Below are 19,151 nucleotides of genomic sequence, written 5' to 3'. Positions count from 1 at the left end.
AAAATACCTGAACTTGCTGGACTAACACAAGGATAAATTGGTTTTATCCCAATTGGGAATCAGGAGTCACGAATCAGAAACTTATTAAACCTATTCATTACCCCTGATCCTTAAATGGACGATGTATTTCATTGTTCAAAAGTCATCTTTATTGTAATACCATTTTGGGATGAATACATCGTATTATGGGAAAGCTAAGCCATTGAGAAAATTGGATTTCCCTGACCCCTGACCCCGATACCCTGACTCCAAATTGGTATAAGTGTTTGGTTTTTTTCGTGGTTTTCGTGTATTTCGTGGTTAAAAATGTCTTTGAATTTTCAGTCGGGTACTTCTCAATTTCACCAGATATAGCTTTTCAGATAAATATTTCCTCGGCCTTTATTTCGCTGGAGTCTCAGAAATCATTGAAGAATTTGGATTTATTTTCTGTGTATTCCGTGTATTCCGTGGTTTCTTCTTTTGAAGATCTATAGCACCTGGTTGATTGCCCAGGTCCTCACGCCAGGGGGTTGCCTTTTCTGGTATAGTTCCCGACTTCCACACGCTCTCATTCCAATTCATCTGATACCCCAATCCACCATGTTTACAGACACGCTCGAAGGCTATCAACTTTCGCTCCAACAAAAACGCCTGTGGCGGTTCCAACCCGACCAGTCAATCTTTCGCACGGCAGCGGCGATTCTGATCAACACCAATCTCAATCTGGAAAAGCTGAGACAGGCACTCACTCAGATTGTCCAGCGTCACGAGATTCTGCGGACGGTTTTCCGCCAGTTGCCCGGAATGAAACTGCCGGTTCAGGTAGTGCTCGATCAACCAGCCATCGAGTTTCGCTTTCTGGATGCCGACCCTGGCATGTTTCAAAACCAGGGCGAACTGATTGAAGCTCTTTTCCAAACTGAATTGCTGCGCGGGTTTGATCTTGAACAAGGGCCGGTGCTGCAAGTGGCATTCCTGGCGCTCCAGCCCGGAAAATCCGTGTTGTTTGTCGCGCTTCCAGCCCTCTGCGCTGATGCACAGACGATGGGAAACTTCGTCAACGAACTGGAGATCCTCGCCACAACCGACAGCGCCCGGTCAGACCTGGATCCAGAACCAGTCCAGTTTGTGCAGTTTTCAGAATGGCAACATACCCTGCTGGAATCAGACGAAGCCGCTGACGGCAAAGCCTTTTGGGACAACCTTGACCGAACTTCCATTACCACCCGGTTGCCATTTGAACTTCCAGGCGCGCTTCCTTTTGAAGTCGAATCACTCAAGATCCCCATAAGCAGCCGGTTGCGGCGGGAGCTTCGGTCACTGGCCGAAGATCACAACCTGGAATTTCAGGATATTTTGCTGGCAGCCTGGCAGGTTTTTCTTGCCCGAATGACCGGCACCACCAGTCTCACTATCGGCGTGATGAACGATGGACGCACAGTTGACGGGCTGGCTGATACCTTTGGCTTGCTGGCGCGACCAGTGCCGGTCTGTTCCGAACTCATTGAAAATACAAACTTTGTCAGCGCAGTCAAACACACTCTTGATGCCGTTTCAGAAACGACTGAATGGCAGGAATACTTTGATTTTGAAGTCCTGTTCCCTGCCTCCACCCAGGCACGAATTCATTTTCAGTTTGAATTCCTTGATTTTCGGCCCGAAACCCCAACCACCACTGAGCAATTCACGCTCTATCGTCTGCAATCAATCTCGGACCCGTTTTGCCTGAAACTGGTCGGCATTCATTACCCAGACAACTTTTCGCTCGAAATCCAGTTTGACCGGGCTCAGATTGAACCTCGCTATGCCGCCCACCTGGCCCGCTGCTTTGAAACGTTGCTCACCAGTCTGGTCCAGACTCCGGAAACAGAGGTTGGAAAACTCAATCTGTTGAGCGACGAAGATCGCCATTTTCTGCTGGTTCAACTCAATCAAACAGCGCGTGAATACCCAACTATCAGTTGCCTTCACGAACTGTTTGAAGCTCAGGTTCGACGCATTCCGGATGAACCCGCCCTGGTGTTTCAGGATCCAAACCAGGCGGAATCCGAAGAAGAATTCAATGATTTTGATGAGTTCGATGACTTTGATGACTTTGGCGAAGAAGATGAAACAGCTTCACATCTTCAAATCCTGACCTTTCGCGAAGTGAACGTCCGGGCTGATCGTCTGGCGCGGCACCTGCAATCGTTTGGTATCGGCCCGGAAAAGCTGGTTGGAATCTGCAGCACCCATCGTCCGGAAACTATCATTGGAATGCTGGGGATTTTAAAAGCCGGGGCGGCGTTTGTACCGTTTGACCCGACCTATCCCAAAGAACGACTTGCTTTTCTGCTCAAAGATTCCAACGTGCGCGTGCTGCTCACCGAAACCAGATTCAAAGACCGACTGCCTGACTTTGATGGAACAGTTGTCTATCTGGATGAGCCATTCAATCCGCAACGCCGCATTCTGCAACCGTCGGGTGTAACGCCAGAGAACCTGGCCTATATGATTTACACCTCAGGCTCAACCGGACAGCCCAAAGGCGTGATGATTGAACACCGTAGCGTCGTCAATTACCTGCACTGGTGTCTGGAAAACTATCCGACCAATTTCCCGCATGGGGCGCCGTTGCATTCCCCCATCGGCTTTGACCTGACCATTACCAGCCTGTTTGCTCCGCTTCTGGCTGGGCGAAGCGTCTGGATTACAACCGAAGATGTCGGCGTTTCCGCGCTCATCACAGTCATAACCGATGCCAAAGGGTTTGGGTTTGTGAAACTCACTCCAACTCATCTGGAAATGCTCAATCAGGAGCTGGCAACCGTTCCAATTTCCAAAAAAATCGGGGCTCTTATCATTGGTGGCGAAGCACTTTCCGGAGAAACCCTGACCTTCTGGCAAACACACTCACCAACCACGCGGTTGATCAACGAATATGGCCCAACTGAGGCCACTGTTGGCTGCTGCGTCTACGAAGTTCCACCTGGTCGGACCATTTCCGGTTCTGTTCCCATCGGCAGACCAATTGCCAATATGCAGATGTTTGTCCTGGATGCCCAGGGCGAGCCGGTTCCATTTGGCGTTCCCGGTGAAATTTTCATTGGCGGCATTGGACTGGCACGCGGCTATCTCGGGTTCAGGGTTCCGGGTTCAGATCAGGGTTCAGGGTTCAGGGTTCAGGGTTCAGGGTTCAAGATTCCTGAATTAGAAGGACCTGATCAAGCCGATAGCAAAGAATCTCAGGATTTATCAGATCTCTTAAAAGGGAGCCCCCAAACCCGGAACCCGGAACCCCGAACCCTGGCTTTGGACATCCAAACCCGGAACCCGGAACCCGGAACCCTGGCTTTGTATCGAACCGGGGATTTGGGACGCATCCGACCTGATGGCACGATTGAATTCCTGGGCCGCATTGACGATCAGATCAAAATTCGTGGGTATCGCATTGAACCTGGTGAAATTGAATCTGTCTTGCGTCAACACACTGCTGTTCGCGAAGCGGTCGTGATTGCCCGCGAAGATACCCCCGGCAACAAACGGCTTGTGGCGTATGTGATTGCCCAGGAAGCAACTCATGCTGATTTTGATCTGGTACGAACCGGGCTCCAGCAATTTCTTGCCGAACACCTGCCCGAACATATGCTGCCGACGGCGCTTGTGTTTTTAAGTGACTTCCCGGTTTCGCCGAATGGAAAAATTGACCGCCGGGCGTTACCAGCCCCAGAACGCATCGAGACCACCAATCAGGCCGTTTTTGCCGCCCCCGAAACCGCAACCCAGCAAACATTAGCCGAAGTCTGGACGCAACTCCTTGGAGTAGAACAGGTTGGTGTTAACGACAATTTTTTTAGCCTGGGTGGGCATTCCCTGCTTGGAACGCAATTGATGTCGCGGATTCGCAAGGTGTTTGGCGTTGAGATTTCGCTCCGAAAACTCTTTGAATTCCCGACCCTGGCAGGATTGGCTGGGTTGATTGACCAGACCCAGACGACAACTGATCAAGCAACGCGGCTTCAACCTGAACTTCCTCCGATTGAACGGGTTTCACGCGACCTGCCGTTGCCGCTGTCATTTGCCCAACACCGGCTCTGGTTTTTGGATCAGCTTGAACCCGGCAGCGCGGCTTACAACGTTCCAGCAGCTATCCGTTTGCAACGACCACTCAACTCAACCGCGCTGGAGCAGGCATTTTCCGAGCTTCTGCACCGCCACGAAGTGCTGCGGACTGTGTATCAATCGGTCAATGGCACGCCGGTCCAAAAAGTGCTCACATCAGCGTCCGACTTTGAATTGCGAAAAATTGAAGTCCCGGCTGAATTTTCAACCCGTTCAGAATCCCACCAAAAAGCCCAATTAACGCAACAACTTGCCGCCGAGGCCAGCCAGCCGTTTGATCTCGCCACAGGACCGCTGGTGCGGGCACTGCTTGTGAAACTGGCTGAAAATGACCACATCTTGATGGTCACCATGCACCACATTGTATGCGACGGATGGTCCATCCAGATTCTGGTGCGCGAACTGATCACGCTCTATCTGGCTTTTTCTGAACACAAGCCTTCGCCGCTGGTGCCGCTGCCGGTTCAATATGCCGATTTTGCCCACTGGCAACAGGAATGGTTTACTGGCGAGGTGATGCAGCGTCAGGTTGACTACTGGAAAACACAACTTGCCGATTGCAGCCCGCTCCAGTTGCCGACCGATTTTCCACGTCCGCCCATCCAGACCCATCGCGGGTCGAAGACAACGTTTCATTTTTCGCCCGAGCTTTCAGAACAACTCAGAAGGCTGAGCCAGTCAGAGGGTGCCACGCTCTTTATGACTCTGCTGGCCGGGTTTCAAACGCTCCTGTATCGGTACAGCGGGCAGGATGACATCTGCGTCGGGTCACCAACTGCGGGCCGGAGCCGAATCGAACTGGAGCCGCTGGTTGGGTTTTTCGTCAACACGCTGGTTCTGAGAACCAGTTTTGCGACCCCGGATGGTCAATCTTCGCTGTCATTTCGCGACATTGTGCAGCGGGTCAAAGACACGGCGCTGGATGCGTTTGCCAATCAGGATGTGCCGTTTGAACAAATCGTGGAAGCCGTCCAACCCGAACGCGATTTGAGCCGGTCACCATTGTTTCAGGTCATGTTTGACCTCCAGCCAGCGCGTACTTTTGAACGATCCCTCAAAGAATCGGGCATTTCGCCGATTGAAACGAGCAGTCAGACGGCCAAATTTGATCTAACGCTGGGAATGATTGATACCGGCGACACCATCCAGGGCCAGTTTGAATTCAACACCGATCTGTTTCGGGCTGAAACTATCGAGCGAATCGTCGCTCACTTCAACCGACTGCTTGAAATGATTGTCACCAACCCTGGCCAACCCGTAGGTGCGCTCTCATTTCTGACTGAATCAGAACAAATCCAGCTTGATCAATGGGTTGGCACAACCGAAAACTTCCCGCTTGATCAGTGTATCCACCAGCTCTTTGCTGCCCAGGTTGAACAAACACCAGAGGCAATTGCCCTGGTTCAAATTGCGGAGGATGACCCAACTCAAATCGAAGCAACCGTCACCTACCAGGAACTCAATGACCGCGCCGACGCTCTGGCCAGCAGACTGCAAGCGCTTGGAATCCAACCAGATACGCTGGTTGGACTGTGCCTCGAACCGTCAATTGAAATGATTGTCGGAATGCTCGGCATTTTAAAATCCGGCGGTGCCTACGTGCCACTTGATCCAACCTATCCTGGCGAACGACTGGCGTTTATGATCGAGGACGCCGGGCTTTCCGTGATTGTTACCGACACCCGGTCAGATCAGGTGATACGGGAGGCTGACCAAATAACCCGACTCAACCTGAACGACTTAAAGGACATAAGGGACACAAAGGACATAAAATCCCAGCCCGATTTTGAACCCCCCAGCCCCCAGCCCCCAGCCCCCAGCCCCTGGTCTTTGGCTTACGCCATTTACACCTCCGGCTCAACCGGAACGCCAAAAGGCGTGATGATCGAACACTGCTCGCTGGTCAATCTGGCGTGTGTGGCGGCCAGAGCCTTTAAACTGACGCCTGACGATGCGGTTGTACAATTTGCCTCAATCAGTTTCGACACGGCTGCCGAAGAAATCTTCCCGGCGTTAATTTCCGGTGCCAGAATTGTCGTCAAACGCAACATTCGACGGCTTTCGTTTGTAGATTTCCATCGGGTTTGTAATACCGCTAGTGTGACAATTTTTGATCCGCCGACAGCGTACTGGCACGAGTGGACACGTGAACTCACCCGTACAAACACGGCGCTTCCAGAAACGCTGCGGCTGGTTGTGGTTGGTGGCGAACGGGCCCTCCCCGAAGTCTTTGCCGACTGGCAAAAACTGGCCGGAAACACTATCCGCTGGATCAACACCTATGGCCCAACCGAAGCCACCGTATCAGCCACGCTCTATGAACCGGCGGCAGACCCGAATTTTGAGACCAACCAGGCGCGACTTCCGATTGGGCGACCGCTTCCCAATGTGCAGGCGCTGGTTTTGGACTGCCACCAGCAACCGGTTCCACCAGGCTTTCCAGGTGAGTTGTGCCTTGGCGGCATAGGGATTGCACGCGGTTATGTAGGGGACAGGGGACAGGGGACAGGGGACAGTTCAAAACCGGTTTCATCTGCTTTCATCTATCCCCCATCCTCCATCCTCCATCCCCGCTACCGCACGGGGGATCTCGTCCGCTGGCTGCCGGATGGCAACATGGAATATCTTGGGCGGATTGATTCACAAGTGAAAATTCGAGGCTTCCGGGTTGAGCCGGGCGAAATCGAAGCCACACTCAATCGTCATCAACTCATTGCTGAATCAGTGGTTATGGTCCGCGAAGATGGGCAGGGCAACAAACATCTGGTTGCCTATGTCACGGCGAAACCTGAAGCTGAATCAGCAACAATCCGTCAAATATTGGCCGAATATTTAGAAACAACGGTGCCAGCATTTATGGTGCCGTCGGCCATTATGGTTCTCGAAGTATTTCCACTGACGCCGAATGGAAAAATTGACCGGAAGCGCCTGCCCCAATGTGATGTGACCGGGGGGTCATCTAATACCGTCACTCCACTTTCGACGCCCACCGAGGAACTGCTGGCAGGTTTATACGCCCAGGTTCTCAAGCTTGAACCTGTTGGTGGAGACAGTCATTTCTTTGCACTGGGCGGGCATTCATTAACGGCCACGCAACTCATTTCACGGGTGAGAGATGCGTTTGGGGTCGAAGTTCCGCTCCGACAGCTTTTTGAATTTCCAACCCTGTCCGGGTTTGCGGCGGTGATTGATGCGGCACTGGTTCGGAAAGCCAGCGGAACTGAATCCGCTTCTCTGGCAACGCTGGTTTCAATTCCGCGAGACCAGTGGTTGCCGCTTTCGTTTGCTCAGGAACGGCTCTGGTTTTTGCACGAATTTGAACCGACCAGCACTGCCTACAACCTGCCAGCGGCGTTTCGAATCACCGGCCCGCTCAATATCACGGCCCTCGAACAGGCAGTGATCGAACTGACCAGCCGTCACGAAGTCCTGCGCACAACGTTCCACACCGTTGATGGTAAACCTGTCCAGAACATTCATTCGAGAATTGCTGAAAATTTCATTACAAAGAAGCGAATTCTTGGCAACACTGAATACCAGAAATCAAAAGTAACGACCGAATTTGTAGCTGAAGCCCGTGCCCCGTTTGATCTTTCCCGAGGGCCATTGCTGCGGATCAAGATCTTTCAACTCGCCGAAACTGACCACGTGTTGATGGTGACATTGCACCACATTGTTTCTGATGGCTGGTCAACCGGAATCATGGTGCGCGAACTGGCTGCACTCTATCGCGCTTTTTCAAATGGGTTGCCGTCACCGCTCTCTGAACTTCCAGTTCAATATGCCGACTTTGCCGCCTGGCAGCGGGCGTGGCTGCAGGGTGAACGACTTGACCGGCAAATTGCCTATTGGCGCACCCAGTTGAGCGATGTGCCTCCGGTGATTGAACTTCCAACGGATCGGCCCCGTCCGGCAGTGCAATCGTTCAAAGGTGGAAATGTTGCCTTTTCGTTGCCCACAGACCTCAGTGAACAACTGAAAACCATCAGTCAGCAGCACGGCGTGACGCTGTATATGACGCTGCTGGCGGCATTTCAGGCGTTGCTGCATCGCTATTCACAGCAGGAAACCGTTGTGGTGGGGACACCGATTGCCGGGCGGACTCGCAAGGAACTCGAACCCCTGATTGGCTTTTTCGTCAACACGCTGGTGATGCGCGCTGATTTTTCGCCAACCGTGACGTTCCGCGAATTGCTCCGACAGGTTCGGGAAACCGCGCTCACCGCCTATGCTCATCAGGATGTTCCGTTTGAAAAACTGGTCGAAGCGCTGCACCCGGTGCGTGATTTGAGTTACACACCGATTTTCCAGGTGATGTTTGTGCTTCAAAACGCGCCGCAGGAAATGCAGTTGAGCACCGAACTCGGGATTACGCCGATTGGTCAAGCTGAAGGCGCACAGTTTGGCGGCCCGGTGAAATTTGATTTGACACTTGGGCTGCGTGACACAGGCCGCGAACTGGTTGGAAATATTGAATATAACGCGGCTTTGTTTGATGAAAGCACTATCAGGCGAATGCTCGATCATTTCCGGAATCTGCTTTCAGCCGTTACAAACAATCCTGAACAAACGCTGGCGACACTTCCAATTTTGACCGAAGCTGAGCAAACGCGGCTGCTGTCGGGAAATCCTGATTTTCAGGCGTTTCCTGTCACAGAGTGCCTCCATCATCGGTTTGAAGCACAGGTTGCACGAACACCAGATGCCACTGCTGTTGTATTTGGCGAAGCCCAATTGACCTATCGCGAACTCAACGAGCGAGCCGACGAACTGGCACATCAACTACACCAGTCTGGCGTCGGTCCGGAAACGCTGGTTGCCTTGTGTGTTGAACGGTCACTGGAAATGGTGGTGGGAATTCTGGGGATTTTGAAATCCGGTGCCGCTTACGTTCCAATTGACCCAACGTATCCCCAGGAACGGATTGCCTTTATTCTCGATGACGCCCAGTCGCCGGTTGTCGTCACACAATCACATCTGGTTGACCGGATTGGGTATTCTGACCGGGGGCTGTCGCACCCCGGCTATCACACAACGACCCTTCGGGCCTCAGAACCAATTTCAGCGGAGGGTTCCCCATCCCCCATCCCCCATCCCCCATCCCCCGTCGAGGACCGGGGGCTGTCGCACCCCGGCTATCACACACCGACCCTTCGGGCCTCAGAACCAATTTCAGCGGAGGGTTCCCCATCCCCTGTCCCCCATCCCCCATCCCCCATCGTTGTTTGCCTGGACAAACCAGTTTCCGTTCCCGAATCCCTGACCCCTACCCCCCAACCCCTGACCCCTGACGTCCCAGCCTACGTGATTTACACCTCTGGTTCGACCGGCAAACCCAAGGGCGTGATCGTCACCCACGCCAATGCGGTGCGGTTGTTTGACGCGACGGCGCACTGGTTCAACTTTGATCAAAATGATGTCTGGACGCTGTTTCATTCGGTCGCGTTTGATTTTTCAGTCTGGGAACTGTGGGGGGCGTTATTCTATGGCGGGAAACTCGTGGTGGTGGATTACTGGACGTCACGCTCGGCGGAAGATTTCTATAAGTTACTACAACGAGAGCAGGTTACAGTCCTGAATCAGACACCATCTGCCTTCCGGCAACTGATGCGGGTTGATCATATCGAACAGGCTCAACTGGCCCTCCGATATGTCATCTTTGGAGGCGAAAAACTGGAACCAGTCACCTTGCTCGACTGGTTTGAGCGCCACGGAGACGCGCATCCACGCCTGATCAATATGTATGGCATCACGGAAACGACGGTTCACGTCACGTTCCATCCGTTGACCAAAGCGGATGCCGAATGTGGCCAGACGAGCCCGATTGGCGTACCAATTCCCGACTTGCAGGTGTTTGTCCTGGATCGCCACGGCTTCCCGGTGCCGATGGGAGTCAAAGGTGAACTCCATGTCGGAGGCGCCGGTGTCGCCCGTGGCTATTTGAACCGACCGGAGTTGACGGCAGAGCGCTTCGCTTTAGGGGTCAGGGGTCAGGGGTCAGGGGATAGTTCAAAACCTGGTTCACTGGCTTCTATCCATCCCCCATCCCCCATCCTCTATCCCCTCTATCGTACTGGAGACCTTGGCCGGTGGCTTCCCAACGGCAGGCTTGAATACCTGGGCCGAATTGACGATCAGGTTAAAATTCGTGGATTCCGGATCGAGCCGGGTGAGATCCAGGCGGTCCTCAATCAACAACCCGAAGTGGCTGAATCACTTCTCCTGGTCAAAGATGATGCGCACAGTGGGCAGCGACTGGTGGCCTACGTTGTGCCTGAAGATGAAGTTGACACAGTGGCGCTGATTCACGAGCTTCAAGCCAGACTCAAAGCCGTGCTTCCGGAATATATGGTGCCGTCAGCATTTGTGGTGCTCACCATGTTTCCGTTGACGGCCCACGGAAAGATTGATCGCCGGCAACTGCCTGAACCAGAACAATTTGCACTTCCAGCCAGCGAACAGATCGGCCCGCGAACTGCCACCGAAGCCGCCCTGATCGAACTCTGGGCCGAACTGCTCGGCCTCAACAGTTTGAGTGTGACCGACAATTTCTTTGATTTGGGTGGACATTCGCTGCTCGCGGCACAGCTTGTCTCGCGGATTCGAGACAGCTTCCAGGTTGAGCTTCCGCTTCGCCGCCTGTTTGAAATTCCAGTGCTGGAAGACATGGCGGCTGAAATCCAAACAGCACTGATGGCAGGCAAACCGGGTGAAGCGATGCTTTCGGCGCTGCCGCCAATCGTGCCGGTTTCACGTGAACAGGAATTCCCACTTTCATTTGCCCAGGAACGGCTCTGGTTTTTGCATCAGCTTGACCCAAACACGTCAGCCTATAACATTCCGTTTGCGCTTCGGCTGACGGGCGTGCTTGATCAACCAGCACTGGAGCAGGCATTTATCGAACTTATCCGCCGTCACGAAGTTTTGCGCACCGGTTATTTGATCAGCGATGGCCAACCGATTCAGTACATTCAGGATAACAATCTGCCGTTCCATATCTGGAACCAGGATCTTTCCACGGAACTCATTGCGCTTGACGAACCGGCTCGCAAACGTCGCATTGGTCATATTCTGGTCACCGAAGCCCAAAAACCGTTTGATCTGACCCATCCGCCAATGCTGCGCGTCGGCCTGCTCAAACTGGCGGAAAATGACCATATCCTGGCGCTGACGCTCCATCACATTGCGGCTGATGGCTGGTCAATGGGCATTCTGGTGCGTGAACTGGGGACACTCTACCGGGCTTATTCAAAGGGCTTGTCGCCAATGCTGCCGCCATTGCCGGTGCAGTATGCCGATTTTGCCCACTGGCAACGCGACTGGCTGCAAGGAACGGTGCTCGAAGCCCAGGTGGCCTACTGGAAAGAAAAGCTCCAGGATGCGCCGCCAGTGCTGGAACTTCCGACTGACCGGCCACGGCCAGCGATGCAGACTTTCAATGGCGCCACCAGAGGATTTGCCCTGTCGGCTGAAGTGACCCAATCGCTGCACGTACTGAGCCGGCGTGAAGGCGTCACGCTGTTTATGACGCTGCTGGCGGCCTACAAAGTCTTTCTGGCACGCTATAGTGGACAGGCAGATATTTGTATCGGGACAACCACGGCCAACCGGAACCGCAAGGAAATTGAAGGTCTAATCGGATACTTTCTCAACACGCTGGTCCTACGGACCAGACTTGAATCAGAGTCATCGCCTCACTGGACGACCTTTCGCGAACTCCTGGGGCGTGTCCGGGAAACGACGCTTGGGGCCTTTAGCCATCAGGATGTTCCGTTTGAAAAACTGGTCGAAGTCCTGCATCCCAAACGCGAGTTGAGCCATTCACCGCTGTTCCAGGTCGCCTTCGTGCTGCAAAACACGCCGCTTCAGACAGTACCGCTCGGAGACATACAGGTACAACTCCTGAGTGGTACTGACCATACCGCGAAATATGATTTGTTGCTGTCGGTGATTGAAACCGCTGGCGGCTTGAAATGCGGGATGGAATATAACACCGACCTGTTTGATGCTGCGACCATTGATCGGATGATCAGCCATTTCCGGACGCTGGTGGAAAATCTGCTGGCCTCGCCTGACGAGTCGGTATCGCTTGTGCCGATGATGTCACCCGCCGAAGCGCACCACATTCTGGTTGAATGGAACGACACCGCCGTCGAACTCACCGAACCATTGCTGGCCCATCGGCGCTTTGAACAACAGGTTGCGCAAACCCCTGAAACCACCGCCGTTGAGTTTATCAACCCGCAAAGCGGAGAACGAACAGCGCTTTCCTATGTAGCACTCAATCAGCAGGCGGAACGGCTGGCAGCGCATCTGCAAACGCTTGGTGTTGGGCCGGATGTCATCGTCGGCCTGTGTCTTGAGCGCTCGGTGGAGACGGTGGTTGGGATTTTAGGAATCCTCAAAGCCGGTGGGGCCTTCCTGCCAATGGATCCAACCTACCCGGCTGACCGACTGACATTTATGGTTGAGGATGCCGGCCTTTCGGTCATAGTCACCAACACCCAATCAAGCCAGTGGTTATCGACAAGCAATCACATTCCCACCATAGAGCTGGTTGATTTAAAGGACTTAAAGGACATAAGGGGCATCAAGGACATAAATTCCGAATCCCAGCCCCCAGCCCCCAGCCCCCAGCCCCTGGTCCCTAGCCCCCAGCCCCCAGCCCCCAGCCCCTTGTCTTTGGCCTACGTCATCTACACCTCGGGTTCGACCGGAAAGCCCAAAGGGACGTTGCTCACCCATCTGGGGCTGTGTAACCTCTCTGTTGCCCAGCAGCAGGCATTCCAGCTCACACCGGAGGATCGGGTACTGCAATTTGCTTCGTTGAGCTTTGACGCTGCCGTTTGGGAAATCGCCATGGCACTCTTGAGTGGAAGTACTCTGGTCGTGACAACGCGTGAAACGGTGACATCACCCGAACACCTTGTCCGGTTCTTACAAACCGAATCTATTACAATTGCCACCCTCCCACCGACGATGCTTTCAGTGATGCCGGTGACAAACCTCCCGGCCCTGCGCTTGCTGGTCGTGGCTGGGGAACGCTGTCCGGCAGAAGTTGCCAATCAGTGGTCACCTGGGCGACGCTTTGTCAATGCCTACGGTCCGACGGAAACAACCGTCTGCGCCTCAATGTTTGAATGCCAGGGGACCTTAACCCAGTCACCGCCGATTGGCCGACCGATTGCCAATACACAGTTGTTTATTGTGGACGCGTGGGGCAATCCCGTCCCGGCAGGCATTCCTGGTGAGTTGTATATCGGCGGAACCAGTCTCGCCCGTGGGTATCTCAACCGACCGGATCAGACAGGGTTCAGGGCCGATAAAAGCGGGTTCAGGGTTCAGGGTTCAGGGTTTGAATCAGGGTTCAGGGTTCAGGGTTCAGGGTTCAGGGATGTTGAACCTGAGACATTCCATCAACCTGAAAGTTTAGAATTCCAGGAAACATTTAATCTTTCAAAACCAGGTTTTCATACCCTGAACCCTGAACCCCGAACCCTGGCTCTGTATCGCACTGGTGACCGCGTCCGCTGGCTCGCGGATGGAAATGTGGAATTTCTCGGACGGCTGGATGATCAGGTCAAAGTGCGTGGACATCGTATCGAGTTGGGCGAAATTGAAACGATTTTGCAGCACCACCCTGAAGTTCAGGCCGCCGCAGTCCGGGTCTTGAAAACTGGGCAGCCAGATGCGTTTCTGGTGGCCTATGTAACCATCCGACCTGATTCGAACAGCGGGCCCGCCGGGATCGAAGCGGAACTCCGAGCTTATCTCAAAGGTCAGGTACCAGCCTTTATGGTGCCGTCGGTTTTTGTCCATCTTGATCAAATGCCGTTGACCCCAAGCGGGAAAATTGATCGCAACTGCCTGCCAGCACCGGAAAGTGTGATTTCAAAAGACGCGGGTGAACTGATTGCCCCTCGAACGGCAACTGAAACCCTGGTGGCTGAACTCTTTGCCGGGCTTCTCTTTCAGCCAAAGATTGGCATTCACCACAATTTCTTTGAACTTGGCGGGCATTCATTGCTGGCAACCCGGCTGGCAACCCGGATTCGCGAAGCCTTTGCGATTGAGTTTCCATTGCAGCAGGTTTTTTCGCACCCAACCGTGGCCGAACTGTCCGGGGCGATTGATCTTGAGCGCGCACAAACCCAGGTTCGAGCCAGTGCGCCGCCGTTACAGCCCGTTTCCCGCGATCAAAAATTGCCGCTTTCCTTTACCCAGCAACGGCTCTGGTTCCTGGATCAGCTTGAACCAGGGAGCGCGGCCTACATTATGCCCGCTGCCCTCAGATTGACTGGTGAGCTTGACCTGGAGACCCTTCGAACCGCATTTTCAGAACTGGTCAAGCGCCATGAAATCCTGCGCACGACGTTTGTGACCACTGATGGTGAGCCGGCGCTCCACATCTCTGAATCAACCGGGTTTACCTTTGTAATCGAAGACGTGTCAAACCGCTCGATTGACCTGACGGAGACTGAATCAGCGACGGTTCACCAGTTTAAAACCGAAATGCTGCACTTTTTGTGGCATCCGTTTGACCTTGCCACCGGACCATTGCTGCGAGTCCAGGCCGTGAAACTGGCCGAAACCGATCATCTGCTGCTGATTTCAATGCACCACATTGTTTCAGACGGATGGTCAATCGGTGTGATGTTGCGCGAAGTGGCAGCACTCTATCGGGCTGGCGTGACCAGGCAACCATCATCGCTGCCGGCGTTGCCAGTTCAATTTGCCGATTATGCCGCCTGGCAACGTGACTTTTTAAATCCGGAACGGCTGGAGTCAGAACTGGCCTACTGGAAACAAAAGTTTGCGGCCCCGCTGCCGGTTTTATCGCTTCCGACAGATCGGCCACGGCCCGAAGTACAGACCTTCCAGGGGTCAGATGAAACTTTCAGCCTGTCTCCTGAACTTTCCGAAAAAGTGCGTGCTCTGAGCCGTCAGCATGGCAGCACGCTGTTTATGACATTGCTGGCGGCCTTCCAGACGCTGCTTTCACGGTACTCTGGACAGGCAGACATTGTGGTTGGATCACCAATTGCCAATCGCAACCACCTGGAAACTGAAGGGTTGATTGGTCCTTTCATCAACACGCTGGCGCTACGAACCGATTTTTCAGACCAGCCGACGTTTGTTGACGTCCTCAACCGGGTTCGCCAGACCACGCTCGAAGCCTTTGCCCACAGCGAAGTTCCCTTTGAAAAAATCGTGGATGCGGTTCAACCCGAACGCGATATGAGCCGGACACCGCTGTTTCAGGTCATGTTTGATTTTGGAAATCAGGCCCGAAATCGTCAAAAAGGCCAGACGTTGCCGGGACTCTCGATCACACCAGTGGAGTTTGAAAGCCGGATTGCCCGCCTTGATTTGACGCTTTCGATGGTGGATACCGGCGATTCACTGGCCGGGAACCTCGAATTTAACACTGACTTGTTTGACCGCGTGACGATTCGGCGAATGCTTGGCCACTTCCAAACCCTGCTGGAAAACCTGGTCGTCAATCCGGAACAGCCGGTAACAACCGTTCAATTGATGACCGCGGCGGAACTCCATCAGATTCTGGTTGAATGGAATGACACGCATCTTGAATATCCAAAAGACAAATGCCTGCACCAGTTGTTTGAAGCCCAGGCGGTGCGGGCGCCACTGGCCACCGCCGTTGTCTTTGGCGATGCAGAACTGACCTATGGCGAACTCAATGCCCGGGCCGATGCCCTGGCCGGGTACCTCTGCTCGTTGGGTGTCGGTCCGGAGACGCTGGTCGGAATCTGTGTGGAACGGTCACTGGAAATGGTGATCGGACTGCTGGGAATTCTCAAAGCTGGAGGCGCCTACGTTCCACTTGACCCAACCTATCCGCTGGAACGTCTGATCTTTATGATCCAGGATGCCCAGCTTCCGGTGATTGTCACTGACACTGAATCCGAAGCCTTTTTACCCGTTCACCAGTCACAGGTTGTCAATATCAGCACGTTTGAACCTTCTGTTGTACCAACCCCGAGCCCCCAACCCCCAACCCCTGATTCCCTGGCCTATGTCATCTATACCTCGGGCTCAACCGGACTGCCCAAAGGTGTGTTGATCACCCATCGAAACATCGTCAATTTATGTTCTGCAGTCCAGCACCTGCTGAAACTGAACGCCAGCGACCGTTTTCTGCAATTTGCCTCACTCAATTTCGACACGGCTGCCGAAGAGATATTTTCAGCCCTGACCTGTGGCGCCACGGTCGTTCTCAGAACCCACACCGTGGTGCCATCCTGTGCCGAATTTGTTGAATTTATTGATCGTCATCGAGTCACGGTGATTGACCCGCCGACAGCTTACTTTAGCGAACTGGCGCGGGAATTGACCGCTTCAAACACGCCGCTTCCGGCCAGTTTGCGGATGGCTTTTGTCGGTGGCGAGAAAGCTTCACCCGTGACTTCGGCTCAGTGGCAAAAACTTGGCCAGGGTCGTGCGTCCTGGATCAACGGCTATGGTCCAACCGAAGCAACCGTGACCTGCATTGCCTACGCACCACCAGCCTGGTCGCCTGAAATGGAAACCTGGACCGAGCTTCCGATTGGCCGCCCAATGGCCAATGTTCAGGTATACATTCTGGATCGAAACTTACAACCGGTGCCGATTGGTGTCTCTGGTGAGCTGTGCATCGGCGGCGACGGCGTGGCACGTGGCTACCTGAACCGACCGGAACTGACGCAGGAGCGCTTCGCGCTCGGGGCTCAGGGCTGGGGGCTGGGGGCTGAGGGTTTTCAATCATTGATGATTTCTAGCCCTCAGCCCTTAGCCCCAAGCCCACGTCTTTACAAAACTGGTGACCTCGCCCGCTTCCGGCCAGATGGGGTCATCGAATATCTGGGCCGGATTGATGATCAGGTGAAGATTCGTGGATATCGGGTTGAGCTGGGCGAAATCGAAGCCGTCCTGATGCAGCATCCACAGGTGGCCGAGGCCGTCGTCCTGGCCAAACCTGATGAGTCAGGCCACAAACGCCTCGTTGCTTTTATCAAATACAAATCTCAGGACCTGTCCTTGGAACCCGGAACCCGGAACTCGGAACTCGGAACTCTGGCTTTGTCAGGCTTTCTTGGCGACCAGTTGCCAGAGTACATGATTCCTGTGGCATTTGTGGTGCTTGAGCAATTTCCAATGCTGCCCAATGGCAAGGTGGATCGAAAAGCACTGCTGCGAGTACCGGTTGCAATTGAAGCACCGGCACAAGAAGTCACGCTTCCACAAACCCAAATTGAAGAAACCCTGGCCCGGATTTGGGCACAGGTGCTGCGGGTGCCGCAGGTTGGGATTCACGACAATTTCTTTGAACTCGGCGGAGATTCGATCCTGACGATTCAAATCGTTGCCCGGGCAGGTCAGGCTGGACTGAAACTGAGTCCAAAAGACATTTTCCAACGCCAGACGATTGCCGAACTTGCTCAGATTGTCGAAGCTGGAACGCTCGTTTCCACCGAGCAAGGGCTCGTTTCAGGAACGATTCCGCTCACACCAATCCAGCACTGGTTTTTTGAACAACCGCTGTCGAATCCTCACCATTGGAATCAGGCATTTTTGTTTGAAATGCCGCTGTCTCTTGAACCAGAAAAACTCAACCGTGCGATGGCACACGTGCTGGACCATCACGATGCGTTGCGAATGCGCTTCATCAAAACAGAAACGGGCTACGTCCAAACCAATCTGAATCAGGAACTGAGTGAGGTGGTGCGAGTTCACGATTTTTCTGACGTTCCCGATGAAGCTCTGGGAACTGAAATCGCAGATATTGCCCAAACCGAACAGGCGTCGCTCCACCTTTCAGAAGGCCCGCTGGTGCGCATTGTGTACCTTGCAACTGGCCTGGGCCGGACCAACCGGCTGCTGGTGGTGATTCATCATCTGGTGATGGATGCTGTGTCGTGGCGAGTTCTGCTTGAAGATTTAGTTTCAACCTATCGCCAGCTCAGTCAAAATCAGCCTGTTCAACTTCCAGCCAAAACGACTTCGTTTAAGGACTGGTCGGAACGACTGCACGCCTATGCGCAATCGCCAGAGCTGATCCGGGAAGCGCCCTTCTGGCTCGACAGGGTTCAACCACCTGTGGCTCGAATTCCGGTTGACTTTATTAAAGGTGAAAACACGGTGGCATCGGCGGCTGAGGTGGTGGGAACACTTGACGAAACCCAAACGGCAGCCCTGTTGCGGCAGGTGCCCAAAACCTTTGGAACTCAGATCACCGAAGTATTGTTGACTGCCCTGACCACTGCCCTTTCGGAATGGATTTTTCCCGCAACCAATACCCAACCGGCTTTTGTTTCGGAATCCGAAACCCCGAACCCTGAACCCCGAACCCTGAACCCCGCCATCCTCATTGATTTAGAAGGCCATGGTCGTGAAGAGCTCTTCCCCGACGTCAACCTTTCGCGAACCGTCGGCTGGTTTACGACGCTTTATCCGGTTCGACTGGAGCTGGCATCAGGACAACCAGTTGCCGAACGCCTCAAGGCAATTCAGCACATGCTCAATCAAATTCCAAATCGTGGGATTGGCTATGGGCTCTTGCGGTACCTGACCCAGGATCAAGGATTACAGGCACACTTCTCAGCAGCCGCCCACGCGGAGATTGCCTTTAACTATTTTGGTCAACTTGACGCGCATACCGGCATGGTCACGGGTGGACCTGGATTCAGAGTGGCGCCAGAGTCACCAGGGTCACCGGCTGATGGACAGGGCATTCGCAGTCATTTGCTTGAAGTTCAGGCCAGTATCACCGGTGGAAAATTAAAACTGGTGTGGACCTATAGTCAAAATTTACACAGTGCTGTAATTATTTCCCGACTTTCACATCTGTGTCTGGATACACTCACGACACTCATTTCCCAAACCCAACTTGCCGCCCAATCCCGAATGGTCAAACCAGAAGACTTCCCGCTGGCCAATCTGGATAAAAACAAACTGGGGAAAGTGTTGTCCCAATTGGGGAAGAAAAAATGAAATCAATCAAATGAATTTCTCACTACCCCTGTTTGCTTCAAGGAAACCAAACGTCACAACTCACAAGGAGTCATCCG

At 53.6% G+C, this 19,151-nt stretch carries 1 protein-coding gene; it reads left to right on the top strand.

Annotated elements, in window-relative coordinates; genetic code table 11:
• Nucleotides 1-582: 582 nt before the first annotated feature.
• Nucleotides 583-19,074 carry a non-ribosomal peptide synthase/polyketide synthase gene (locus tag HY774_24880; GenBank protein ID MBI4751730.1) on the top strand — a complete coding sequence of 6,164 codons (18,492 nt, stop codon included), beginning with the start codon at nucleotides 583-585 and terminating at the stop codon, nucleotides 19,072-19,074.
• The last annotated feature ends 77 nt before the right edge of the window (nucleotides 19,075-19,151 follow it).

This window comes from Acidobacteriota bacterium, assembly GCA_016208495.1.
In the GTDB taxonomy this organism is placed as follows: domain Bacteria; phylum Acidobacteriota; class Blastocatellia; order Chloracidobacteriales; family Chloracidobacteriaceae; genus JACQXX01.
Note: the sequence above shows the minus strand (reverse complement) of the source record. Positions and strands in the feature narration are given on the sequence as shown.